The following is a 25,205-nucleotide window of genomic DNA, read 5'->3' on the forward strand; positions in this document are numbered from 1 at the left end:
GTTAATGTATTTTAGATAACACATGATATAATATTTTCTTTTAATGCTTAATGCGCTTGTAAATTTATTTTTTCCAAAAGTATGCTTAACATGCTTATTCCGGCTTGCTGATAACGAAGAGTACTTATGCACGAGTTGTAGGCACAAACTTCCTTTAACAAACTACCATTTAACTAAAGATAATTTTGTGTCAAAACTATTTTACGGAAGAGCAAAAATTGAAAATGGAACAGCTTTGCTTAAATTTGAAAAAAAAGGTATTACCCAAAAGTTAATTCACCAATTAAAATACAAAGAACAACAACAAGTTGGCACGTTTTTAGGCGCTTGGCTAGGTAAAGAATTAAACGATTGTGGAGATTACTCTACTGTAGATATTGTTATTCCTGTGCCTTTACACAAGAAAAAATTAAGAAGTCGAGGCTATAATCAAGTTTCTAAATTTGGCATAGAGATAGCAACTGCTTTAAAAGCAAATTATGTAGATAATGTTTTAATTAAAATTACAAATACAGAATCTCAAGTTACAAAAAACAGATTCTCCCGATGGGATGGCAAAAACGACTTATTTACAATACACAACCTTGATCAAATTCAAGGAAAACATATACTTTTAATAGACGACATTATTACAACAGGAGCAACACTAGAAGCCTGTATACTTGAATTAAATAAAGCAAAAAATATTAAAATAAGTATTGCTACTATGGCAATTGCTTAAGATGCTTTACTATTTGTTAAATTCTTTATAAATACAACGTTTAATATAACGCACTTTATGTTACTTTATAAATATGTTGTTATTTTGCAATCAATTAATCAAAATTATGCAAAACAGGTTTTATAATTTTTTATTCTTTATTTCAATAGTAATAATTATTGCTAGTTGCGCCAATAGAGGAACACCAAGCGGAGGAGAAAAAGATATTTTACCACCAGAAATTATAAAATCTGAACCTGAAAATTTTTCTACAAATTTTAATAAAAAGGAAATTAAAATTTATTTTAACGAGTATATAAAAACCAAAAACCTAACAAAGCAATTGGTTATATCTCCACCAATGAAAACTCAGCCAGACATTACACCTCTTGGCTCTGCTAGTAAATATATTACAATTAAAATTTTCGACACACTACAACCTAACACTACATATGCCATTAATTTTGGCAATAGTATTGTAGATAATAATGAAGAAAACCCATTTAAATACTACAGATATGTATTCTCTACAGGAGACTATATAGATTCTCTATCTGTAAAAGGAACCATTAAAGATGCTTTATCTTTTGATGTTGACGACTATGTTTCTGTTGCTTTATACGAATTAGATTCAACTTACAACGATTCTTTAATATTTAAAAAAGAACCTAATTATATTACAAACACACTAGATACTACAACTAGTTTTAAAATTGAAAATGTAAAAGCTGGAAAATACATGCTACGCGCTTTAAAAGATAAAAATAGCGACAATAAATTTCAGCAAAAAACCGAAAAAATAGCCTTTTACGAAAATCCTGTTATACTACCTCAAGACACAGCTAAGGTTTTTGAACTTGAGCTTTTTCAAGAAACACCAAATTACAGAGCCTCGAAACCTAGTTTAGTGGCAGGTGAAAAAATTATTTTTGGGTATGAAGGTGATTATAAAAATATAAAAATAGACCTGCTTTCTAAAGTAACCGATAGTTTTGTTGGACGTTATTATAAAGATGAAAAAACCGATTCCTTACTCTATTATTACAATCCAAAATTGAAAGTTGACTCTTTAATTTTTAAAATTTCAAACCAAAAAGTAGTTGATACTTTTACAGTAAGAATTCGTGATAAAAAAAGAGACTCTCTTATTATAACACCAAGCCCAAAAGGAACTATAGGTATTGAAAAAGATTTTTTTATAAAATCTAACATTCCATTTACAAATATAAACCAGAGTAAAATTACTATTCGCGATAAAGATTCAGCTTTAGTAGATTTTAAAACAAAATACGATACCTTAAAAAACAGTTATGCCTTTAAGTTTAATAAAACGGTAGATAATGAGTATAAAGTACAACTACTTCCTGAAGCTTTAACAGATTTATTTAATAACACAAATGACACCTTAAATTATAACTTAAAAACACAAACTCAATACAAGTATTTTAACTTTAGAGTTATATTAGAAAATGCTAAATATCCTGTTATTGTACAATTAACAGATACTAATTATGAGGTTATTGCAGAACAATATATTGAAACACCTCAACCTGTAGATTTTAACTTTTTAGATCCTAAACGATTTCATTTAAGGCTTATTTATGACACCAATAAAAATAAAAAATACGATACCGGAGATTACTTAAAAGGCATACAACCAGAACGTGTAAGTTACCATCCAGATATTATTGAAGGAACAGCAGGATTTGACGAAGTTTTAACGCTTAAACTATTAGACTAAAATTGTCTTTATCGTTTAAAAAACCTAAATGCTTACGGTTTTTTTCTATCTCACTTTTACTAAGCGATACAATTTCAATAGATTCTCTATCACTATTATTGCTTGTTAGCTTTTTTCCTAAAACATTATAAATAGCAGAATGTCCTGAGTATTCATAATTATTGCCATCTAAACCTACTCTATTTACTCCTATGCAATAGCTCATATTTTCTATAGCTCTCGCTTTTAATAAAGCATCCCAAGCAGCTATTCTAGCTTTTGGCCAATTAGCAACATATAACAACACATCGTAATCCTCGATATTTCTTGCCCACACCGGAAAGCGAAGATCGTAACAAATCTGCGGACAAATACTCCAGCCTTTATATTCTATAATTACTTTTTCTTGTCCAGCAGTAAATATTTTATCTTCTCCAGCAAGCGAGAAACTATGGCGTTTATTATACTGTAAAATCTCACCATCTGGCTTTACAAAAAGTAAACGATTATAATATTTCCCGTTTTCTTTTATTGTTAAACTTCCAACAATGGCAGTTGCTTTATGTTTAGCTATATCTAACATCCAAACAACTGTATCTCCTTCTATAGATTCTGCAACAGTTTCGGCATTCATTGTAAAACCAGAATTAAACATTTCTGGCAGGACAATTAAATCTATATTTTCTGAAATTAATTCTATTTTATTTTTGAAGTTAATACGGTTTTGCTCCGCGTTTTCCCAAACTAAATCAGATTGTATTATAGCTACTTTTAAATTTTCTAACATTTTAAAAACGTTTTAACCGTTTCTCTGCTTTTTCAATATTACTTCGTAATTTTTCAAATTTCTTCTCCCATTTTTCATGGTCATCTGGAGAGAGTTTTCCTTTGTTTTTAAGTTTTTCAAATTTCTTATACTCAGATGCATATTTGTTTTCTGCTTTGCTTAAACTCTTTTTTGCATCTTTAAGCTTTTTCTCTGCCTTTTCCTTCTTTTTTAGCTCTTTTTCAGACTGTTTTTTCTCTTTTTCGGCTTTTTTTAAAGCTTTTTCATTTTTTCTAGTCTGCTTAGCTTGTTTTTCAATATGCTTTAATCGCGTTTTAATTTCATTTTGAGCTTCTGGAGATAAAATTTCAGACATATCTTCTCCATTTTTATAAACGGTTTTTCCTTTTACATTGTAAATTTCATTATTATAAATGACCTCTTGAGCAAAAGAAAAATTTACTGTTATAAATATTAAAAATACTATTACTTTTATTGTTTTCATTATTTAAATTATTATTTACAATATACTATTTTATATACTATTTAATATAGCTGCTGCTTTTTTTATTGTTTCGTCTGTTTTTGCAAAACAAAATCGCAATACCTTATCATCTCTATTATTATTGTTAAATACCGATAATGGTATTGATGCTAAACCATACTCTACTGTTAATTGCTTTGCAAACTCCACATCACCTACTTGTGTAATTTTAGAAAAATCTAACACTTGAAAATAGGTTCCTTTTGCAGGTTTAAATTTAAAACGAGAATGTTTTATTAAACTTAAAAATAAATCTCTTTTGGCTTGATAAAATTCTGATAAATTTAGATAATTACTTGGTTCTTTTAAATAATCGGCTAACGCTTTTTGCATGGGAGAATTAACACTAAACACGTTAAATTGATGTACTTTTCTAAACTCGCTCATTAATGTTTTTGGAGCGCAGCAATAACCAACTTTCCAACCCGTGTTATGAAATGTTTTTCCAAAAGATGCTGTTATAAAACTTCTTGATTTTAAATTAGAAAACCTACATACACTTTGGTGTTGTAAACCATCATAAATAATATGTTCGTAAACCTCATCACTTAACACAATACAGTTAGAGTCTTGAGTTAATTTTTGTAGTGCTAACATATTTGCATTAGAAAAAACAGTTCCACTAGGATTTTGTGGTGTATTTATAATTATCATTTTAGTTTTAGAACTAAATTTACTTTCCACCTCATCCCAATCTATTGTATAATTGGGAGCCGTTAATTGTATAGAAATGGTTTTTCCTCCATTTATTTCTATTGCTGGTTCGTAACAATCGTAAGCAGGACGAAAAATTATTACTTCGTCTTTTGGTTTTATAAAAGCAGAAATTATAGTATAGATAGCCTGTGTTGCTCCTGCAGTAATCGTGATTTCATCTTCTGGGTTATAAGTAGAATTATAAAGCAAATCCATTTTTTTAGCAATTGCCTCCCTTAATTCCATATTTCCAGGCATTGGTGCATATTGGTTATAGCCAGAACACATGGCTTGCGATACTAAATCTATTAGATTTTTATCACTTTTAAAATTTGGAAAACCTTGAGACATATTAATTGCATCGTGCTTATTGGCCAGCGCACTCATTACCGAAAAAATAGTAGTCCCTACATTTGGGAGTTTAGATAGATGTTTCATACCCTAAATATAAATAGAAAATAGATAGATTTTAACAAATTTTAGCGCTCGATTTTTTATATTTGAAGCTACTCAAAAAAAACAATTCGACTATGAAATTTCTAAAGTTCATTTTACTTTTTATTACAATTAACGTTTCGGCACAACAAGGTGGTATGTGGATTCCTTCACTTTTAGAAGGCATGAACGAAGACGAAATGACTAATCTTGGCAGTAAACTAACAGCTAAAGATATTTACGATGTTAACAACTCTAGTTTAAAAGATGCAATTGGTCATTTTAATGGTGGTTGTACTAGTGAAGTTATTAGTGATCAAGGTTTGATTTTAACTAATCACCATTGTGGCTTCTCTCAAATACAATCGCACTCATCATTAGAAAATGATTATTTAAAAGATGGATTTTGGGCAATGAACCTTGAAGACGAATTACCAAACGAAGGTCTTTTTATAGAGTTTATTGTAAGTATTAAAGATGTTACTTCTCAAGTTTTAGCAAATGTAACGGATGCTATGACAGAGAAAGAACGTCAATCTCAAATTAGCAAAAATAGCAATGCCATAGAAGGAGCTACAACAAAAGAAGCATGGCAAGACACTAAAATTAAAGCGTTTTATAATGGTAATCAGTATTTTTTATTTGTTACAGAACGTTTTGAAGATATACGTTTAGTAGGAGCACCACCAAGTAGTATTGGTAAATTTGGTAGTGATACAGATAATTGGGTTTTCCCAAGGCATACTGGCGATTTTTCTATGTTTAGAATTTATGCAGATGAAAACAACAGGCCAGCAAAATACAGTAAAAATAACAAGCCATATAAACCAAAACACTTTTTACCAATATCTTTAGATGGTATAGAAGAAGGTGATTTTACACTTGTTTTTGGTTTTCCAGGAACTACAAACGAATACTTACCTGCTGTAGCAATAGAGCATATTACAAAGGAATTTAATCCTAGCAATATTGCTATTCGTGAAGCTGCATTAAAAGTAATTGATGCTGCTATGAAATCTAGTGATGATGTAAGAATTAAATATGCATCTAAACAAGCAAGAATTGCAAATGCTTGGAAAAAATGGATAGGTGAAAATTTAGGAATTGAAAAAAGTAATGCTGTTGCAAATCGTCGTGATTTTGAAAACGAGTTTACTGCTGCATTAAAGGATAAAAACTTAGTAAATAAATACGGTAATATTCTTCCAGAATTCGACAAACTATATAAAGATTTTTCTAGTACAAACATTAAAAGAAGAAACTTTATAGAAGTATTTATTGTTACTAATGAGCTTATGCAAATGACATTTAGAGCATACCAAATGGAAGCTGCTATTACTGCTAATGAGGACAATTTTGAACGTGCAAAAAATGCAACAATTTCGAGATTAAAAGGTATACATAAAGATTTTAACGCAAACGTAGACAAAGGAGTTTACCAAGCTGTAATGCCAATGTATACAGATAATGTAGATGCTTCAATTTACGAAAAAACTGCATTTACAAATTTAGAATCTACACTTGCTTTATTTGAAGGAGAGCCAAAAGACGTATTAAAAAAGTTAAACAAAGATGCTGCATACAAATATGCTAAACCAATAATTGAAGAATTTAACAATACTATTAACCCAGAATTTCAGCAAAAAAACGAAGTAATTTCGGCATTACAAACTAAATACATGACTGCGTTAATGGAGGCTTTACCAGATGCACGTTATTTTCCAGACGCTAATAGTACACTACGTGTAACTTATGGTCAAGTTCGTGGATATTCGCCAAGAGACGCTGTTTACTACGAACCTGTAAGTTACTTAGAAGGTGTTATAGAAAAATTTATTCCTGGAGATTACGAGTTTGATGTACCAAAAAAATTACGCGACTTATACAACGCTAAAGATTACGGGCAATATGCTGATAAAAACGGAAAAGTGCCTGTTTGCTTTTTAGGCACAAACCACACCACTGGCGGAAACTCTGGAAGTCCTGCAATTGATGCGCATGGAAACCTTGTTGGTTTAAACTTTGATCGTGTTTGGGAAGGTACAATGAGCGATATGAATTATGATCCTGAAATTTGCAGAAATATTATGGTAGACGCACGCTATATTTTATTTATAGTAGATAAGTTTGCAGGTGCAACTAGATTAATAGATGAAATGAAATTAGTGCATCCAAAAACAAAGTAATTAAAACAAATTACTTCTTGATATAGTTTTATTCTATATCAAATAAAATCACTCAAAAAGACAAATTGTAGCTTTATTTGCAATATTAAGTCTATTTGAGTGATTTTTTTATCTAATCAATTTTCAATTTAGCTAACAATTCCTGTTTATATGTCCTGCCAATAGGTAGCCTGTTTTCCAAAATATAAATCTCGTTACCAGCAATTTTATTAACATAGTTTTTATTAACTATAAACGATTTATGAACTTGAATAAAATTGGTTTCTGGTAATTTTTGCTTCCAATTTTTAAGAGATTCAATATAAGATAGCTTTTGTTTTTTAGTAACAACTGTAATGTAATTTCTATCGCTTTCTATAAACAGAATATCATTAATTATTATTTTATGGTGAGTTTTATCTACATTTAAAAACAAGCTGTCGTTACTATTTTCTTTAAATGTGCTTTGTTGTTTATTAGTAAATGTTTCTGCTTTATTAATTGCTTTTAAAAACCTATCAAACGAAAAAGGTTTTACTAAATAATCTACAATTGTATCTAACGAAAAACTTTCTACTGCATAATCTGGATAAGCAGTAGTTATTATTATAGCTGGTGGATTTTTAATGGTTTTAATAAAATCTATTCCAGAAATATCTGGTAAATTAATATCTAAAAAAACAAGATCAACAGTTTCACTTTTTAAAAATACATGTGCCTCTATAGCTGCTTGAAAAGTGCCTTTTAATTGTATATTAGGTAATTTACCTAAAAAGTTTTTAAGAATATTTTGAGCAGGAATTTCATCTTCTATAATAATGCAAGTCATGATAAATTTAGTTTTAAAGTCACTACAAATTGTTCGGCTTTTACAATATTTAATTTATAATTGCCTTTATAAATTAATTGCAATCGCTTTTCTAAATTTTGTAACCCAATTTTAAAAGCGCTTGAACTTACTCTATCTTTGTTATAATCGTTACTACAAACACATTCTAGCACACCATTTGTTTCAATAATAGAAATAGAAATATCACTATTTAAAGCACTATGTTTAAAAGCATTTTCTATTATTGTAATTAATAATAAAGGCGCTATTTTTTTACCAGTAGATTGTATTTGCGTTTTATAAAATATTTGTTTTACTCCTTCAGTTCTAATGCGTTGAAACTTAATATAATTATCTAAAAATTGAAGCTCTTTTTCTAATAAAATTGTTTTAGTATTACTTTCGTATAAAATATGTTTTAAGTTATCTGAAAGCATTAAAATAAGTTCTGGTGTTTCAGATGGTTTTTCAATTGAATACGAATAAATTGTATTTAAATTATTAAATAATACATGCGGATTTATTTGCGATTTTAGAAACTTAAGCTCCATTTCTGCATGATCCTTTTTAACCTTTTCTACTTCTGCTTGTTTTTCTATAAAACGATACAAAACCCAAACAAAAGAAAAGAAAATAAGTGGTACTAAGGTTTGCCAAAGGTAATCGCTAAGACACTTCATTACAGAACAACCACATTTTGTAAATACATTACAATATAGCTGTGTAGCAAAAAATGAAATAATTGCAAATACAAACACGTATGGTATGTACCATTTTTTCTTAACAAAAAATGGTAATAACATAAAATTGTTAGCATAAACAATTACTACAAGTATAGATAAATACTGCAAAAAAGGATTTTCTTTCCAATAATATTTTGAAAAGACCGACAATGATACAAACACGAAAAGCATCCAAAATAAGATGTGTACTAAAATTTGCGAACCGTGTTTTTTAATAAATTTTTCTTTCACAAAAGTAAAGTAGTTAGAAATATTTTAAACATCAAAAAACAAGGTATAAAAACCATATTTAGCAATACAAACAACATGCGGCATAAAATTTTTGTAAAAAAAATTAATAATTCTTCATTTTTTTAAAGTTATAATTAAACCATTTCAATAACTATAAGTCTAACTAAAAATATATTTTGCTAAATGCTTACAATTACACAAAAAAATATTGTTTTTCTAGTTGCTACGCTTCTATTCTGTATTAGTTGTAAAGAAAACAAAGAAGAACAAACAACAGAAATTATAACCAGTAACTATATAGAAACAGAAATTCCTGTTTATAATTTTAACGACTTAGAACCTTTATTATATACAAATAAAGATAAAATATATATTGTAAACTTTTGGGCAATGTGGTGCGCTCCATGTGTGAAAGAGCTGCCTTATTTACAACAACTACAAGCTAAAAATCCAGATATAGAAATTCTATTAGTAAGTCTAGATTTTCCTAAAGACATAGACACCAAATTAAAACCATTTTTAAAAGAAAGAAATATTATCTCTAAAGTAGTTTTATTAGACGACCCTGATGCTAATAGTTGGATTGACAAAATTAATCCTGAATGGTCTGGCGCGATACCGTTTACCATTATTTTTAATAACGAAACGCGTAAATTTTATGAACGCTCTTTTGAGAATTTAGAAGATATTGAAAACGAAATAAGTAAAAATTTTAAACAATAAATTAATTATAAAAATGAAGAAAATTAGTGTATTAATAGTAGCAATTATATGTTTATCTGCAGGTGTTTTAACCTCTTGCAAAGATAATAAAGAAGAAAAAGGAGAACATTCTGAAATGAAACACGACAAAAGAATGCGTCCAGAACATAGCGATAGAAAAGGACCTCCACCACATGGTGAAAATGGAGAACGCAAAGGACCTCCAAGAGGTGGTTTACCTGAAGAAACAAGAACTTTAGAGGAAATTGGAGGTTACATGATAGGTGATACCGCCGAAGATTTTTCACTTAAAAATGTAGATGGCTCTATGGTTTCTTTATCAGACTATAAAGATGCTAAAGGATATATAGTTACTTTTACATGTAACGAATGTCCATTTTCTAAATTATACGAAGACCGCTTAATTGCATTAAATAATACGTATGCTCCTAAGGGATATCCTGTAATTGCTATTAATAGTAATAATCCTTCAAATGAAAAAGAAGGCTATGAAGCGATGCAAAAACGTGCAGAAGAAAAAGGATTTACATTTCCATACTTAGTAGACGAAGGCCAAAAACTATATCCTAAATATGGAGCCGTTAGAACACCTCACGTCTTTTTATTAGACCAAGATTTAAAAGTACAATATATTGGTACAATTGATGATAATTCTAAATCTCCAGAAGACGTAAAAGTAAAGTATGTTGAAAACGCAATTGCTGCTTTAGAAAAAGGCGAAAAACCAAATCCTAGCACTACAAAAGCTATTGGTTGCCCAATAAAATAATTTTTTATTTAAATATAATTTAATGCAAGAACTATAGTTAGTTCTTGCATTTTATTTTATACTATTTCCATTTTTTTAAGTAGAAAACTAGCATTCATATTTTTACAAATTCCTTTTTTAAAAGTGTAATCAAAATACAATTCGTCATTTATAATTTGTGCATCGAAATAATAGTTTTTAACCTCTTCTAGTTCTTTTTCAATTTCGCATAAACTTAAATCGTGTGTTGCTATAATTCCTGTAGCATTACTAGCTACTAACTTTTCTACAAACTTTCTAGAACCTATAGCTTTGTCTGTACTATTTGTACCTTTTAATATTTCGTCTAAAATAATAAAATAGTTATCTGTTTTAATTGCATCGACAATGTATTTTAGGCGAGTTAATTCACTAAAAAAGTAAGAACTATCATCTGTTAAAGAGTCGCTTGTACGCATACTTGTAATAAGTTTTACTGGTACATAATCACTAGATTTTGCACAAACTGGTAAACCTACATTTGCCATTACAATGTGTAAAGAAACAGTTCTTAAAAATGTACTTTTTCCTGCCATATTTGCGCCTGTAATAATAAAAAACTGCTCTGTTTTAATATTAAAATTGTTGTCTACTCGCTTTTCTGTTTTTAATAATGGATGGCCCAAATCTGTAACATTTGTTTGTTTTCCATCTTCTAGAATTTGAGGATATATATAATGCTTATGATTAAAAGCATAGTTTCCTAAACTATTATAAGCATCAAAAAATGTTACTACCTGAAACCAATCTTCTACTTTGTCTTTATAGATTTCTATCCATTTTTCAATTTTATAACTATTTTTTATATCTGTTAAAAAATAACCGTTTCCAAATATGGCCGATATTAAATTATTTCTATTATCTAATGCATCCATTGCCTTAGATAAATGGGTTAAAATAGCTGATGCCGTTTTTCCTTCTAATTGGATTCTTTGTTGTTTTTTAATAAGTAATGTTGAAGAAAATGTTGCATTTTCTATAGCATTTAAAAGTTGTGCATATTGCCTAAATGTGTCTCTAATTTTATCTGTATTTGCAGCTAAATCATTAATTTTCTTTAAATACTTTCCTGTTATTGCTAAGCCTATTAACAACCAATAGCCAAAAAATTCTATCGAGATTATTTTTGTTATTCCTAAAACTAAAAGTATTGCCGAAATACCAATAAAAACTAATGGGAGATACTTTATACTTTTAGGTAAAAACGACTTGTGATTATGTAGCCACGAAGTAATTTGATCTGGTTTAGTTTCTACATTTATTAAATTAGCTGTAGCCTGAAATTTTTGTCTCCATTTTGGCTTTAAAGACAATTCTTTTATAGCCTCTTGTCTTTCTTCTATATTTAAAGTATTATTAGCTTTAAGTGCATTTGATAAAGCTAAGGCACCTGTTTTGGTTGCTGTTCTATCTATAAATTGAAAAAAAGAACCACGGCCAAATAAATCTATATCTAATGCATAATTATGCAATGGATCTTGAAATTCTAAACCTTCATTTCTATGAAAAAAATCTCCTGAACCTATTTTAAGCTCTTCTTTATTTATTTCTACTAATGCTTTTTTAAAGTTATACGTTGCTTTTAAATTACTATGTTTCGATAATAAATATATAAATAGAATTGCACCTAACAACGCAACAATAACTGCTATTTGCCAGTTATTAAATGTAAAATAAACACCTACAGCAGTAGATAGAAAAACAAATAACCTTGCTGTACTTAAAAATGTTAATTGCTTATATAATTTAGAAACTTCTTCTTGATAGATTTTAAGTTGCTCTTGATAATATGTAATTGAATCTTGCATTTATTCTATAATTCTAAAGCATCATATTTTATAAAAACCTGAATAATTGTTTCTACTGCATCTTTATAAAATTGTTTATCAATTTTTTCGAAATCATCAGTTGGTTTGTGGTAATCGTCGTGGTCTGCTACACCAAAATAAACAAAAGGAATTTTAGCTTTATGAAAAGCTGCATGATCGCTAGAATTTGTCCAATTATCTTTAGCATCTAAACCTTCGTGGCCAATTACTAAATCTACCATTCCTATATTTTTAAAGTTTTCAATGGCAGGTTTTAAGTGTGGATAATAGCGCGTTCCAACAGCAAATAATTCGTGCCTATCACTTCTACTTATCATATCCATATTTAGGTTTAATACAATATTTCTTTGTTTAATAACATTATCATTTACAAAATGATATGCTCCTTTTAAACCTAATTCTTCGCCATCAAAAGCTGCTAAAATAACATTATGTTTTGGTGGATTTTTTTTTAAAAATTCTGCAAAAGCAAATAAAGCACTAATACCCGAAGCATTATCGTCTGCTCCGTTATAAGTTTCTCCATTCTTTACACCTTCATGATCGTAATGAGCCGATAATACTATATATTTATTATTACTAGCAGTACCTTCTATTAATCCTAATATATTATTTGCATTATATTGTTTACCAGCTGTAAAAGAAAAACTTTGTCTATAACCTGAGTTTAGAGGTTTCACTTTTAATTGAGAAAATCTTTCAATAATATAATCTTCAGCTAATTTAGCACCTTTTGTTCCCGTACGTCTACCTTGATATGCGTTGGAAGATAATATTTTAACATCCTCTAATAAATCTGAAGTATTAAAACTATAAGTTTCAATAGCTTTCTCATTTATCTCTTTAGTTATCGTGTTGTTTTTTTGCGTTTTACAAGCCTGCAAAAACAATGTTATAAAAAGCAAAAAAAGTAAAGGTTTATTATTTTTCATATTCAAATATAACCAAGTTTAATATAGTTTTCTTTATCGCAATAACTTATTGTTTCATTCTAAATAAAAAACAATATACTTATAAGATATTTCACACAAAATTTATCTTCTAAATTAAAAGAAATTTCAAAAAATAAACTTTATTTGCGCCTTAATCAATAATCCTTATAAAATATGAAAAAAACTACCCTCTCAATTTTAGCTATATTGCTATGCGCTATAACATTTGCTCAAATTGCTGAAACAGAACCTAACAATTCTAGAGATGCTTCAGGTACTGTTACCTTTTCTGCTACGACACCTCAAACCGGAACAGGTGTATTAACTGGTAATGATCCCGATTTCTGGAATTTTCCTGCACAAATATATAATGTATTAGAATTTACTCTAAATATTAATGGTAACTCTCCAAATACAGTGGCTTATTTTAAAACTTATCAATTAGATGGCTCTTTAATAAGTAGTATAGAGTCTCCTCTTTCTCAAGGTGCTAATATGTTTTCTGAAAGTGTACAGTCTGATAGGTTATATTCTTTATCATTTGTTAGAAATAATTTAAATGGTAGTGTTGCTTATTCTTTAGAATTAACGACTGCAACTGTTGATCCTTCTCTTTCTACTAATACATTTGAATTAGAGCCTTCAGATTTTATTTACTACAATACATTAAAGCAAATTACTACGTCTAATAAAATTTCTAATGTTGCTATTTATAATTTATTAGGCCAAAACATATTAAACTCTAATAATTCTAAAATTTCTTTAAACACTTTTAAAACTGGTGTTTATGTTGCTAGAATTCAATCTATAAAAGGTGCAATTTCTACTAGAAAATTTATTGTGAATTAGATAAATAATTATAGTTCTAAAACAAAAAAACCAAGCATTTGCTTGGTTTTTTTGTTTATAAAAATGAATAATTTTTATCCTTTTAAAGAGGCTGCTAAATACTCACGATTCATACGTGCAATGTTTTCTAAAGAAATTCCTTTAGGACATTCTACCTCACAAGCACCAGTGTTGGTACAGTTACCAAAACCTTCTTCATCCATTTGTTTTACCATATTTAAAACACGGTCTGTAGCTTCTACTTTACCTTGTGGTAATAATGCAAATTGCGACACCTTAGCTCCTACAAATAACATTGCAGAAGAGTTTTTACAAGAAGCAACGCAAGCACCACAACCAATACATGTAGCAGCTTCGAAAGCCTTATCTGCATCATGTTTGTTTACAGGAATTGCATTTGCATCAATAGTATTTCCAGAAGTATTTACAGAAATAAAACCTCCTGCGTGTTGTATTCTATCAAAAGAACTTCTATCTACAATTAAATCTTTTACTACTGGAAATGCTGTTGCTCTAAATGGCTCGATAGTAATTGTATCTCCATCTTTAAACATACGCATGTGTAACTGACAAGTAGTTACACCACGATCTGGACCGTGAGCTTCTCCATTTATATATAAAGAACACATACCGCAAATTCCTTCACGACAATCGTGATCGAAGGCTACTGGTTCTTCGTTGTTATTAATTAATTGTTCGTTTAAAACGTCTAACATTTCAAGGAAAGACATATCTGGTGAGATATCGCTGACTTTATAATCAACCATACTCCCTTTATCACTTGCGTTTTTTTGACGCCAAATCTTTAGTGTTAAATTCATCATAGCTATCCTTTATTTGTAACTTCTTTGTTTTAATTCAATATCATTAAATTCTAGTTGCTCTTTGTGTAAAACAGCATCACTAGGCTCTCCTTTATATTCCCAAGCGGCAACGTAAGCAAAGTTTTCGTCATCACGTAAAGCTTCGCCTTTTTGCTCTCCATCAAGCTCTACAGAGTCTTCTCTAAAGTGTCCACCACAAGATTCTTCTCTATTAAGAGCATCTTTAGCAAATAACTCACCAAGTTCTAAGAAATCTGCAACACGTCCAGCTTTCGCTAATTCTTCGTTATATTCTTCATTTGTTCCAGGAACTTTAACTTCTTTCCAGAATTGCTCTCTTAAAGCTTTAATTTCTGAAATAGCTTCTGTTAAACCTTGAACGTTTCTAGACATCCCTACTTTGTTCCACATAATTTTTCCTAATCTCTTATGGAAATAATCTACAGAATGTTTTCCTTCGTTAGTTACAAAGAAATTTAGTTTTTCACGAACCTCTTTTTCAGCCTCTTCAAATTCTTTGCTTTCTGTAGAAATTGGTCCTGTACGAATATCATTAGATAAATAATCACCAATAGTATAAGGTAACACAAAATAACCATCTGCTAAACCTTGCATTAAAGCAGAAGCCCCAAGTCTATTTGCTCCATGATCTGAGAAATTAGCTTCTCCAATACAGTATAAACCAGGAACCGTTGTCATTAAGTTGTAATCTACCCAAATACCACCCATTGTGTAGTGTACTGCAGGATAAATCATCATTGGTGTGTTGTATGGATCTTGATCTACAATCTTCTCATACATTTGGAATAAGTTTCCGTATTTATTCTTAACTACTTCTTGTCCTAATTTAGTAACAAGTGCAGCATCATTTTCGTTTAATCCTTTAACGTGAGCTTGCTCTTTTCCGTAACGTTGAATTGCCGAAGCAAAATCTAAGAAAACAGCTTCACCAGTAGCATTTACACCAAAACCAGCATCGCAACGTTCTTTTGCTGCACGAGAGGCAACATCACGAGGTACTAAGTTACCAAAGGCAGGATAACGACGTTCTAGATAGTAATCTCTATCTTCTTCTGCTAGATCTTTTGGTTTTAAAGTTCCTGCTTTAATAGCCTCAACATCTTTCATGTGTTTTGGGACCCAAATACGTCCATCGTTACGAAGAGACTCAGACATTAATGTTAGTTTAGACTGATGGTCTCCAGAAACAGGAATACAAGTTGGGTGAATTTGTGTGTAACATGGATTTGCAAAGTAAGCACCACGTTTGTGAGCTTTCCATGCTGCAGTTACATTACTTCCCATCGCGTTTGTTGATAAGAAGAATACGTTACCATAACCACCAGTTCCTAAAACAACAGCGTGTGCTGAGTGTCTTTCAATTTCACCAGTAATTAGGTTACGTGTTATAATACCACGAGCTTTTCCATCAACTTTTACAACGTCTAACATTTCGTGACGGTTGTACATTTTAATTTTACCACGACCAATTTGACGGTTCATAGCAGAATACGCTCCTAATAATAATTGTTGTCCTGTTTGTCCAGCTGCGTAAAACGTACGTGATACTAATACACCACCAAACGAACGGTTATCTAAAAGTCCACCATATTCACGTGCAAAAGGTACACCTTGAGCGACACATTGATCTATAATATTTGCAGACACCTCAGCTAAACGGTAAACATTTGCCTCACGTGAACGGTAATCTCCACCTTTTACAGTATCGTAAAATAAACGGTACGTTGAGTCTCCATCACCTTGGTAGTTTTTTGCTGCGTTAATTCCTCCTTGTGCTGCAATAGAGTGCGCACGACGTGGAGAATCTTGAAAGCAAAATGCTTTTACGTTATATCCTAATTCTGCTAAAGTAGCAGCTGCAGAACCTCCTGCTAATCCTGTACCAACAACAATAACATCAATGTTTCTTTTGTTTGCTGGATTTACAAGATCTATCTTATTTTTATAATTAGTCCATTTATCTTTAATTGGACCTTTTGGTACTTTTGAATCTAAAGCCATTTTTAGATGTTTTTTTTAGTGAGTAAAGTGATGAAATAATGCAATAAAAATAAATCCTAATGGAATAATGATTGCATACGCTTTTCCAAAACTTTGTAAACCTTTGCTGTATTTATTATTCATTCCTGTTGATTGGAATGCTGAACTAAACCCATGTAATAAGTGAAGTGCTAAGAAGATAAAAGCAATACAATACAGTACTACTCTCCAAATATCTACAAACTTATGCTGTAGCTCTTCAAAGTATCTAAACTCACCATTAGCAAGTAAACCAGACATATCTCCCTGAATGTACTTTGTGTTAATTTCTGGTAACCAAAAATCGTAAAAGTGAAGACCAATAAATGCTAAAATTGCTAATCCGCTCCAAATCATGTTTCTGCTCATCCAAGATGAATTTGCAGCACCATTGTTTTTTGCATAGCTTACTTGTCTTGCATTTCTGTTTCTTATTTCTAAAACAAATCCCATTATAAAGTGAAAAATTACACCAAAAATTAAAACAGGTTGTAATACATATTGAATTAACCAAAATGTACCCATAAAATGAGAAACTTCGTTAAAAGCATCAGCACTAAATACAGATAGTAAGTTAATTGTAAAATGTTGTAATAAGAAAATCATAAGAAAGAGTGCCGAAAGTGCCATAGCAAACTTTCTTCCTATTGAAGAATTTAAAATTCCGCTCATTATATTTGTAGTTAAAGTATAGTTACCACAAAGATACAACGCAAACGCTTTCGCAACAAATTTTAAAACTTTTTTGTACTATTTAGAATGGGTTTAAGTAATGGCTAATCAATTTCAAAATTAATAGCATTTATCCAGAGCTGATTTGAATCTAAAGTGTTTTCCCAAGTCTTCAATAAAATGGATTTATTAAAGTTTAAAGTATCATTAAAATGCAATTTATTATTTATATAAACTTTAACTGGTTTTTTTAAATCAATCATTTCTGGAGAAATATTAATTGTGAACGCTTTTAAGCATGACGTTTTTATTTCAAATTTATTATTATCGTAATTTGCTATAATTTTTCCAGACTGCCTTGGAAAATCGAAGGCTTTCTTGTTAACATCTACAGCAATTAAACTATCATTTTTACTGTATTTTAACCACTTATTAATTTCAAAATTTAATGTTTTATGCCAACTTTCTTTTTGCTTTAGAGTGTCTAATTTAATATCACTAATCCAATCTATATTACCATTAGCGTTATCGTCTAATTCCCACTCTATTGTTTTAGGAAACGGATTTCTTTTTCGCTTTAATATATCATCAAATAATATTTTGTGTGCTGGTTCAGATTCGTCAAATTCCGGGAACCAATGCGGAAAACCATTATAGCGATAATCTTTATAATCAGCTTTTAAGTTAGCCATTAAAACATTTAAACTATCATTGGCATTTGGAGGATAATAATAATCTTGATCTGTAGAAAAATTTATAAAGGATCTAGCTAGTACATTTTGTATAAAAGTACCTCCCGTATAAACTTTTGGTTGTGTATTAAAGCCATAAAAACCGGCAAAAGGTGAAGGTTGTTTTACTAAATATGAAAATGAGCCTGTTGCTCCATTAGAATGTCCTGATATGAAGACTTTATTATTATCAATATTTAAAACAGCTTTAATTTGTTTTACAATTTTTGGCACCATAAAGAAACCAGCATCGTTAAGCATCCAATTGAAATTTTTATCTGCTTTTGGAAATACTAAAATTACATTATTTATATCTGCATATTTGGTGTAAAACCTATTAAAATATTTTAGATTGCTAACTGTTTCGTATTCTGAAAGCGATGTGCCTCTTACTGCACCATGCAATACAACTAGAACCGAATACTTGTTTTCTGGTTTGTAGTTTTTTGGTAAGTGAATAAAATACGAAGTATTAACCGTATCATTTATTTTAAATGAAATGGAATAGTTTTGTTTTTTCTTAGGCAAATAATTATTTGAAGTTTTTAAATAATGATATAACTCTTCGGCCTCAAAAGCATTTAAATCTTTACTTTTTTTAGTGTTGAAAAACTCTTTTTCGTCTGCTTTTAAATTTTCAAAAAACTGTTTTTTATCAATTAAGGCTTTACTATACAAAACCTCCCACCTTTTATCTTGTTTTAAATTTTTATAATCTTCTTCTGCATATTCATCTAAAATATAACTCCATCCAGGATAACCTTCTTCATCCTCATACAAGCCTGCTAAATATTTTAATTCTCTAAAAGCTAAATCAAATTTCTTGTATTTACTAGCTATTAAACTTACATCGTATCTTGAATATTCGTCTATACTATCTGGAAATTTATTAAACGCTTTTTCATAAAGCTGCAATGCCTCTAATTGCTTAATAGAATCTCCTGTGTTAGATAAGCTTAATGCTTTTTCTTGTATTTCTTTATAAGATTTGTTAGCGTTTATATTATCATTTTTACACCCGAAAAATACTAAACAAAAAACAGTTAGAGTAATTGCAATTAGCTTCATAGTTTGTGATTTATATAATTTAAGAGATAAAGTTTTTCTTTTTGTTACACCTTTAAATATTTAAAACAAACAACTTTATAACATCTATTCTATCTCGAAGCCTTTTGTTACACCATCAATTGAAATTATATAATTTCCTTTAGGCAGGTAATATTTTTCATTTTTTGCTTTTACTATATCTATTGCTGTGTTTTCCTTTAATAGTTTTTTGCGTCCTTTTTCGGTTAAAGTAATATCGTACTCAACATAATTAAATCCTTTATTTACATCGACATCTATAGTTTGTAATACTGAGTTTTTATCACTTCTTATTTCTATTGTTTTTTTAGATTCTTCATTTGAATAAAACGTTAAGGTAATTGAAGGTTCATAAGGTTGCATCCATTTACTCCAACTGTTTCCCCAACGGCGACTGCTTTTAGTTTTATTTATATTAAAAATTGTAAGTGATTGATTTTTTACTGAAGCATTCATGTCTTGCAACGGCTCGACATTTGTTTTATAAATGCTTCTACCATGAGTTCCTAACAACAAATCGTTAGACTCTTCGTGTAACACAATATCATGCACTGCTACTGCTGGTAAATTTTTAGAAAAGGCTTCCCAATTTTCACCTTTATTAAACGATACGTAAGCACCATTATCTGTACCTAAATACAATATGTTTTCGTTTTTATAATCTTCACGAATAACGTTTACTGGAGATGCTGGAATATTTGAAGCTATTGAAGACCATGTTTGCCCGTAATCATCAGATTTATAGACATAACTTGTAAAATCGTCCCAACGGTAACCGTTTAAGGTTAAATAAACACGTTCTTTTTTATGCTTTGATGCCACTACTCTACTTACCCATAAATCTTTTGGTAATCCAGCAGAAATATTAATCCAATTTCCTCCTCCATTTTTAGTAACATGCACTAAACCATCATCACTACCAACATAAATTAATCCAAATTCAAATGGTGATTCGCTAATAGAAGTTAATGTTCCATAGGCTACATTTCCTTTTTTACCTCCATTAGTTAAATCGTTAGAAATGGCTTTCCAGCTATCGCCTTTATCTAATGATCTCATTAATTTATTACCGCCTAAGTATAATATATCTTGATTATGACGTGATAAATGTATTGGTGTTTGCCAATTAAACCTATAAGGGCTTTCGCCTAACTCATGTTTTGGTTGTATGTATTTTTGCTCTCCTGTTTCTCTATTAATTCTATAATAATTTCCAAATTGATAACCTGTATACACAATATTTGCATTACGGTTATCGATTTCTATTTGCATACCATCGCCACCCATAATAGATTCCCATGGATATTGGCCATTTTGATGCCAAGCTCTATCTTGTGGTGCATTATGAGCACCAACCCAAACACCATTGTCTTGCAAACCACCATACACGCGATATGGTTTTTGATTATCTACATTTATGGCGTAAAACTGCCCAACGCTATTAACGTTTAGTTTTTCCCAAGTTTCACCATCATCGTAAGACATGTTTAAACCACCATCGTTACCGTTTATTAAATGTCCAGCTACTTTTGGGTTTACCCATAATGCTTGATGATCTGCATGCACGTTTTCTCTACTTATAGATGTAAATGTTTTGCCTCCATCTTTAGATTTTAAAAGAGGAACTCCCATAATGTAAATTCCGTTTTCATCTTGCGGATCGACTCTAATTTCTCCAAAATAGTAGCCATAAGAATAATATACATCGTCCAAATAATCGTCGTGTGTTTTCTTCCATGTTTTTCCGCCATCTATACTTTTGTATACCTCAGCTCCAATTACAGGCGTATCAAACAACATAGAGTTTGCATCTTCAAGATAGTTGGCTAAATCTATAGGTTTTACGTTTCCGCTTCGTACCATTTGCTTTACATTTTCAGCACGATATTTTTCTTGAAAACCATTCATTTTTAAAAATCCGTTTAACTTTTTATCATCTAAAGCTAAAAAGGTTTCTGTACTCATGGTTTTAAATTCTTCTTTTTTTAGACCACGTGTTTCTTCTTTTTTTCCTTCTTCTTTTCTTCTAAATTGGCTATCGTGAAACGCATATAAAACATTATCGCTTGATACTGCTAAGCCTATTCTCCCAACACCATTTCCTGTTGGAAATCCACTTTCTTTAGTTGACATTCTCTGCCAAGTTTCTCCTGCATCTGTACTTTTAAATATTGCTGAATTATTGCCGCTGCCATCAAAATTCCAAGCTTTTCTGTCTCTTGTCCATGATGAAGCATAAAGAGTATTAAAGTTATTTGGTGATTGTTGCACATCTATAATGCCACTATTCTCATCTACAAACAACGTTTGCTGCCATGTTTTACCGCCATCTTTTGTTTTATAAATACCGCGCTCTTTGTTTGGTGAATATAAATGACCCGTTACACCAACCACAACTTCATTAACATTATTTGGGTTTATTAAAATACGTCCAATATGGTGAGAATCTGGCAAGCCAACATGTTCCCAAGTTTCACCATTGTTTGTAGATTTTAAAACACCTATTCCAGCGTAAGATGAGCGTGAACTGTTATTTTCTCCTGAACCAACCCAAATAGTTCTAGATTTCCAATCTACTGCAATATCTCCTACATTTTGAGTTTGCGCACTATCTAAAATTGGTGTAAAAGACGACCCATTATTTGTTGTATGCCACAATCCTCCAGAGGCATAACCAACATAAAACTCTGAAGTATTATTTGGGTTAACATCTATATCTACAACACGACCACTCATTACGGTTGGCCCTATATTTTTAAAGGCTACGTTTTTAACTAATGACGCTTCTGCCATTAACTTCTTTTTCGCAAGAGCTTCTTTTATAGTATTAGAATTTGTTGCTGGCTGTTGCGCTTGTACATTTAGAAAAAAAAGAAAAGCAGAAGTGAAAAGAAATTTAAATTTCATATAAATTGATTTATAAAGTTTCAAGGTAGTCATTCTGTTAAAATTGAGCAAAACCGAAATGCTTTTTAGTAATTAAATGTTATTTTTGACACTCCGACAAGCTTAATTCAAGCCTCTTAGTTTTTCCGCTTGACGGAGAAAAATTAAAACACTAATTATATTCCCGTTTTCAAGGGAATGAAAATATTTTTTCATGAAATACCACAAAATAGACAGCAGCCTTTTTATAAAAAATCGTAAGAATTTTGCAAAACAAATGCAACCAAACAGTCTTGCTGTTTTTAACTCTAACGATATTTATCCTATAAGTGCAGATAGCACTTTACCTTTTCAACAACACAGAGATATCTTTTATTTAAGTGGTGTTGATCAAGAAGAAAGTATTTTGGTATTATATCCAGACTGTCCAAACCCAAAAAATCGTGAAATTTTATTTTTAAAAGAAACAAACGAGCACATTGCTATATGGGAAGGCGAAAAGCTAACTAAAGATGCTGCTTTAGCAACTAGCGGAATAAAAACAGTTTACTGGCTACAAGATCTTGAAAAAGTTATGGCCGAAATTATGTCTCAAGCAGATACTGTTTACATAAACACTAACGAGCATTATCGTGCAAATGTTGAAACAGAAACTCGCGAAGCACGCTTTGTAAAATGGTTAAAAGATAAATATCCTGCGCATCGTGTGGCAAAAAGCAACCCAATATTACAGCGTTTACGATCTATAAAAGATCAAATTGAAATAGATTTAATACAAACTGCTTGCAACATTACTAACAAAGGTTTTAGAAGAGTTTTAGACTTTGTAAAACCAGGTGTAATGGAATACAATATTGAAGCCGAATTTATGCATGAGTTTTTAAATAACCGCTCTAAAGGATTCGCCTATACACCAATTGTAGGTTCTGGAAATAATGCAAATGTGTTACATTATATTGAAAATAATCAAGAGTGTAAAGCAGGCGATTTAATTTTAATAGATGCAGGTGCAGAATACGCTAACTACGCAAGTGACATGACACGTACTATTCCTGTTTCTGGAAGATACAACGACAGACAAAAGGCTGTTTACAACGCTGTACTTAGAGTTAAAAATGAAGCTACAAAAATGTTAGTACCTGGAACAATTTGGGCAGATTACCATGTTGAAGTTGGCAAGTTAATGACTAGTGAACTTTTAGGCTTAGGATTACTTGATAAAGCTGATGTTAAAAATGAAAATCCAGATTGGCCAGCTTACAAAAAATACTTTATGCATGGTACAAGTCACCATATGGGACTAGATACGCATGATTATGGTATTTTAACAGAACCTATGCAAGCAAATATGGTATTTACCGTTGAGCCTGGTATTTATATTCCTGATGAAGGTTTTGGAATTAGATTAGAAGATGATGTAGTTGTTCAAGAAAAAGGAGAGCCTTTTAATTTAATGAGAGATATTCCTATTGAAATTGAAGAGATTGAAGATTTAATGAATAAATAAAAAAAATTATATACTTAAAAAAGCCTCTTAAACAAGAGGCTTTTTTATTCAATTATATTGAAATAATACTATATATAATGTACTAATATTTTTAAACCAGTACACCATCACTTTCAAAAACATAGCGCTGTAATTTTTGAAGTGTTTCAATTTTATCGCTAGTGTTTATTAATAATGATATATTATTATTACTGCCTCCATATGAAATCATTCTCACGTTAACATCTTGTAATACTTGAAATAAATTTGGTGTATCTGGATGATATATAATAGCATTTCCTACTAAACAAACAATACTCATATAATCGTCTACCTCAACTGTTGCAAAACGGTCTAACTCTTCTACTATTGCAGATAAATGCGTAGTATTATCTACTGTTAAAGACACAGCAATCTCAGATGTTGTAATCATATCTATAGCCGTTTCATAACGTTCAAAAATCTCGAATACTTTTTTTAAAAAACCATGAGCCAGCAACATTCTAGCAGATTTTATTTTTATGGCTGTAATACCATCTTTTGCTGCTATTGCTTTTATACCTTCTCCATGAATTTGATTTGTAATTAATGTACCGTGCGCTTTAGGAGCCATTGTGTTTTTTAAACGTACAGGAATATCTAATGCTCTAACAGGCATTACCGTTTGTGGATGTAATATTTTCGCTCCAAAATAAGCCAACTCTGCAGACTCATCGAAAGATAAATTAGAAATAGCATTAGTGTTATCTACAAAACGCGGATCGTTATTATGGAAACCATCAATATCTGTCCAGATTTGTACTTCTTCTGCATTAACTACAGCACCAATTATTGTTGCCGTATAATCGCTACCACCTCGTTGCAAATTACTTATGTCTCCTTCTGCATTTCGGCAAATAAAGCCTTGCGTAATATAAATATCTGCATTTGGAGTTTCGTCCATAATTCTATTTAAATTTTGCTGAATATAAAAATTATCAGGCTCATTAGTTTTATCAATTCGCATAAAATCTAAAACAGGCAATAATGCTGTTTTAATACCTTCTTGCATTAAATATTTACTAAATATATAAGTAGATAGTAGTTCGCCTTGAGCAACTATTTGGTTATATAATAAGTTATTATATTCCTTATTAACCAAGGACTCTAAAGTATTAAACACATCGTTTACATAAACAAAAACTGTTTTGTAAAACTGTTGATTTGTTATAAGGTTTTTAATAGTTGTATTATAACTATTTCTAAGATCGTTAACAACTATTAAAGCCTCATCTTTATTTTGGTTTTTTATATGCTCTGAAATTTTAACTAGCGCATTAGTGGTACCAGACATTGCAGATAATACTACTATTTTTCTTTGCTCATTATTAATAATTTCTTTTACATGAATCATATTCTCAATAGACCCAACAGATGTTCCTCCAAATTTTAATACTAACATTTCTATTTATTTTATTGTACGAAACTACCTCGCAAGCGTTAATTAAACATAAAAATGAAAAATATATACTACATTTGCACAAATTGTTAA

Annotated in this window: 20 protein-coding genes; 7 read left to right on the plus strand and 13 right to left on the minus strand. The window is 30.3% G+C overall.

What is annotated here, in order from left to right:
- The first annotated feature begins 187 nt into the window (after positions 1–187).
- Together BWR22_RS00060 and BWR22_RS00065 are read left to right on the plus strand one after the other, a co-directional pair.
- The gene (locus BWR22_RS00060; protein ID WP_317042530.1) at positions 188–721 is read left to right on the plus strand and encodes a ComF family protein; all 534 of its coding nucleotides are present in this window, start codon (positions 188–190) and stop codon (positions 719–721) included.
- A gap of 106 nt (positions 722–827) precedes the next feature.
- Positions 828–2,441, plus strand: coding sequence for an Ig-like domain-containing protein (locus BWR22_RS00065; RefSeq protein WP_076731412.1), 1,614 nt, complete (start codon positions 828–830; stop codon positions 2,439–2,441).
- On the opposite strand, the gene BWR22_RS00070 is transcribed toward BWR22_RS00065, so the two are convergent.
- Genes BWR22_RS00070 through BWR22_RS00080 form a run of 3 tightly spaced genes read right to left on the minus strand, consistent with a single transcriptional unit; the run spans position 2,425 to position 4,864 of the window.
- Positions 2,425–3,207, minus strand: coding sequence for an amidohydrolase (locus BWR22_RS00070; protein WP_076731413.1), 783 nt, complete (start codon positions 3,205–3,207; stop codon positions 2,425–2,427). The genes BWR22_RS00065 and BWR22_RS00070 overlap by 17 nt on opposite strands.
- A 1-nt stretch (position 3,208) precedes the next feature.
- Positions 3,209–3,691, minus strand: coding sequence for a hypothetical protein (locus BWR22_RS00075; RefSeq protein WP_076731414.1), 483 nt, complete (start codon positions 3,689–3,691; stop codon positions 3,209–3,211).
- Positions 3,692–3,721: 30 nt separating this feature from the next.
- Positions 3,722–4,864: a methionine aminotransferase gene (locus BWR22_RS00080; protein ID WP_076731415.1), complete on the minus strand. Its 1,143-nt coding sequence runs from the start codon at positions 4,862–4,864 to the stop codon at positions 3,722–3,724.
- A 92-nt stretch (positions 4,865–4,956) separates the two neighbouring features.
- Between BWR22_RS00080 and BWR22_RS00085 the strand changes: the two genes are divergently transcribed.
- Positions 4,957–7,047 carry a S46 family peptidase gene (locus BWR22_RS00085; protein ID WP_076731416.1) on the plus strand — a complete coding sequence of 697 codons (2,091 nt, stop codon included), beginning with the start codon at positions 4,957–4,959 and terminating at the stop codon, positions 7,045–7,047.
- 112 nt (positions 7,048–7,159) lie between these two features.
- Here the strand turns inward: BWR22_RS00085 and BWR22_RS00090 are convergent, their stop codons facing one another.
- Positions 7,160–7,855: a LytR/AlgR family response regulator transcription factor gene (locus BWR22_RS00090; protein ID WP_076731417.1), complete on the minus strand. Its 696-nt coding sequence runs from the start codon at positions 7,853–7,855 to the stop codon at positions 7,160–7,162.
- Positions 7,852–8,829 carry a sensor histidine kinase gene (locus BWR22_RS00095; RefSeq protein WP_241828213.1) on the minus strand — a complete coding sequence of 326 codons (978 nt, stop codon included), beginning with the start codon at positions 8,827–8,829 and terminating at the stop codon, positions 7,852–7,854. Before BWR22_RS00095 ends, BWR22_RS00090 begins: the two co-directional genes overlap by 4 nt.
- A 183-nt stretch (positions 8,830–9,012) precedes the next feature.
- On the opposite strand from BWR22_RS00095, the gene BWR22_RS00100 reads away from it, so the two are divergent.
- A complete protein-coding gene (locus BWR22_RS00100; RefSeq protein WP_076731418.1) occupies positions 9,013–9,552 on the plus strand; it encodes a TlpA family protein disulfide reductase in 540 nt (179 codons plus the stop codon).
- 13 nt (positions 9,553–9,565) lie between these two features.
- Positions 9,566–10,321 (plus strand): thioredoxin family protein, encoded by a 756-nt coding sequence (locus BWR22_RS00105; protein WP_076731419.1) that lies wholly within the window; start codon positions 9,566–9,568, stop codon positions 10,319–10,321.
- A 56-nt stretch (positions 10,322–10,377) separates the two neighbouring features.
- Here the strand turns inward: BWR22_RS00105 and BWR22_RS00110 are convergent, their stop codons facing one another.
- On the minus strand, positions 10,378–12,147 hold the full coding sequence (locus tag BWR22_RS00110) for a MutS-related protein (protein ID WP_076731420.1): 1,770 nt from the start codon (positions 12,145–12,147) through the stop codon (positions 10,378–10,380).
- A 5-nt stretch (positions 12,148–12,152) separates the two neighbouring features.
- Positions 12,153–13,100 (minus strand): M28 family peptidase, encoded by a 948-nt coding sequence (locus BWR22_RS00115; protein WP_076731421.1) that lies wholly within the window; start codon positions 13,098–13,100, stop codon positions 12,153–12,155.
- 174 nt (positions 13,101–13,274) lie between these two features.
- Here BWR22_RS00115 and BWR22_RS00120 point away from each other — a divergent pair, with 174 nt between their 5' ends.
- Entirely contained in the window at positions 13,275–13,949 is a 675-nt protein-coding gene (locus tag BWR22_RS00120) for a T9SS type A sorting domain-containing protein (protein ID WP_076731422.1), read from the plus strand.
- A 74-nt stretch (positions 13,950–14,023) separates the two neighbouring features.
- Here BWR22_RS00120 and BWR22_RS00125 read toward each other — a convergent pair whose 3' ends face one another.
- The 5 genes from BWR22_RS00125 to BWR22_RS00145 all read right to left on the minus strand — a co-directional run bounded on the left by BWR22_RS00125 (position 14,024) and on the right by BWR22_RS00145 (position 22,209).
- Complete coding sequence (locus BWR22_RS00125) at positions 14,024–14,770, minus strand: succinate dehydrogenase/fumarate reductase iron-sulfur subunit (RefSeq protein ID WP_076731423.1); 747 nt, start codon at positions 14,768–14,770, stop codon at positions 14,024–14,026.
- A 12-nt stretch (positions 14,771–14,782) separates the two neighbouring features.
- Positions 14,783–16,795, minus strand: a complete 2,013-nt coding sequence (locus BWR22_RS00130; RefSeq protein ID WP_076731424.1) for a fumarate reductase/succinate dehydrogenase flavoprotein subunit — start codon at positions 16,793–16,795, stop codon at positions 14,783–14,785.
- Between the two features lie 15 nt (positions 16,796–16,810).
- Entirely contained in the window at positions 16,811–17,485 is a 675-nt protein-coding gene (locus BWR22_RS00135; protein ID WP_076731425.1) for a succinate dehydrogenase cytochrome b subunit, read from the minus strand.
- A gap of 104 nt (positions 17,486–17,589) precedes the next feature.
- On the minus strand, positions 17,590–19,284 hold the full coding sequence (locus tag BWR22_RS00140) for an alpha/beta hydrolase (protein ID WP_076731426.1): 1,695 nt from the start codon (positions 19,282–19,284) through the stop codon (positions 17,590–17,592).
- A gap of 84 nt (positions 19,285–19,368) precedes the next feature.
- Positions 19,369–22,209 (minus strand): WD40/YVTN/BNR-like repeat-containing protein, encoded by a 2,841-nt coding sequence (locus tag BWR22_RS00145; protein WP_076731427.1) that lies wholly within the window; start codon positions 22,207–22,209, stop codon positions 19,369–19,371.
- Between the two features lie 193 nt (positions 22,210–22,402).
- Here BWR22_RS00145 and BWR22_RS00150 point away from each other — a divergent pair, with 193 nt between their 5' ends.
- Positions 22,403–23,695 carry an aminopeptidase P family protein gene (locus BWR22_RS00150; RefSeq protein ID WP_076731428.1) on the plus strand — a complete coding sequence of 431 codons (1,293 nt, stop codon included), beginning with the start codon at positions 22,403–22,405 and terminating at the stop codon, positions 23,693–23,695.
- A gap of 91 nt (positions 23,696–23,786) precedes the next feature.
- Here BWR22_RS00150 and BWR22_RS00155 read toward each other — a convergent pair whose 3' ends face one another.
- Positions 23,787–25,115: an aspartate kinase gene (locus BWR22_RS00155; RefSeq protein WP_076731429.1), complete on the minus strand. Its 1,329-nt coding sequence runs from the start codon at positions 25,113–25,115 to the stop codon at positions 23,787–23,789.
- Positions 25,116–25,205 lie beyond the last annotated feature (90 nt).

Origin of the sequence: Lacinutrix venerupis (genome assembly GCF_001971745.1) — a bacterium.
GTDB classification, from domain to species: Bacteria; Bacteroidota; Bacteroidia; order Flavobacteriales; family Flavobacteriaceae; genus Lacinutrix; species Lacinutrix venerupis.